Here is a 1,306-nt window from a genome sequence, read left to right as displayed (position 1 = left end):
GCACTTACCTTTTCAAATTGATTAGGTGTAAGATACCCTAAACTTTGATGGATTCGTTTTGAATTATAAAAGGCTTCGATGTACCAGAAAATACTCTGATAGGCTTCTTCAAAGTTCTTATATTTAAATTGATACACCCACTCTCTTTTTAAATGTCCATGCCAAGATTCAAGACTGGCATTATGATAAGGGTATCCCCTTCGACTGAAAGAGTGAGTCATCCCATAATACTTAAGCAACTCTTCATACTCTAGACTCGTATACTGGCTTCCTTGGTCAGAATGAAGAATAACAGCTTCTGGATAGTCTTGTGATTTAATGGCCTTATTTAAAGTTCTTTGCACTAATTCTACAGTCATTCGCTTGCCCAAATCCCAAGCAATGACTTTTTTAGTATAACGATCCATAATGGTTGAGAGATAAGCCCATCCTTGTTGAGTAGGAATATAAGTAATGTCGGTTGACCAAACCTTATTTTTCTTTGTAGGTTCAGTCTGTATAAGATTTTTTCGATTGATGTGATCACTTAGTGAGTATCCAGGCTTAAATTTCTTAATGACTACAGACTTGAGTTGAAGTTGCTTCATTAGCTTCTGTACCAGTTTTAACCCGACTTTTTCCCCTTGTTTAAGTAGAAGATGATGAATTTTAGTAGCACCATAGATTCCTCGGTTAGCATTGAAGAGTTGAGACATTTTGAGTGACAGGTATTGTCTCCTTAATTGAGTTTTAGATGGATGTCGGTTAATCTGTTCATAATAACTTGATTCAGGAACATCAAGGAGTTGACAGCTTAGTCTGACATTGAGTGCTAAAGTTTGTATGGTTTGAGCCATATCCGCAGCACTCACTTCTTTTTCTCGGCGAATATGGTCAATACTTTTTCTAAGATGTCTCGTTCTTCCTTAACTTTAACCAGTTGTCTTTTTAATTCTAGAAAATCAGCTTTAGAGACGGAGCTTTCATTAGATTTAGAGTAGAGGTCTATCCATTTATAAATTGTTGCAGGGGCCACGTCGTATTCTTTAGACAGCTGGGTGACGGATTGACCAGAATGATAGAAGGCGATAAGGGTTTCTTTAAATTCTTTTGAGTAGCGTTTTTGCATGTTTTTGTCCTTTGTCTAAATTATACAATAGTGACTCTAAGATTTAAGGATAACATCATTATTTGAACATAATGATATGTTAGAGAATTAATTATATTAGCAACTAAATCCGATTCTCTCTTTTGCACTCCAAAAGGTATCGAATAACAAACTCCGTATCTTCCGCATAATATAAATTTTCTTTAAACTTCAATTCAT

Annotated in this window: 1 protein-coding gene; it reads right to left on the bottom strand. The window is 35.3% G+C overall.

Going from position 1 to position 1,306, the window contains the following annotated elements; genetic code table 11:
- Positions 1 to 1,108 (bottom strand): IS3 family transposase gene (locus ACWD1Z_RS37665; protein ID WP_451125448.1). Its coding sequence is split into 2 segments (ribosomal slippage), with 1,109 coding nucleotides annotated over them: positions 1 to 886 and positions 886 to 1,108; the frame shifts between segments, so codons are not numbered across the junction. This gene is flagged as partial in the annotation.
- Positions 1,109 to 1,306 lie beyond the last annotated feature (198 nt).

The organism is Streptomyces sp. NPDC002784, from assembly GCF_053592135.1.
The sequence above is the reverse complement of the archived record's forward strand: the minus strand, read 5'-3'. Positions and strand labels throughout refer to the sequence as shown.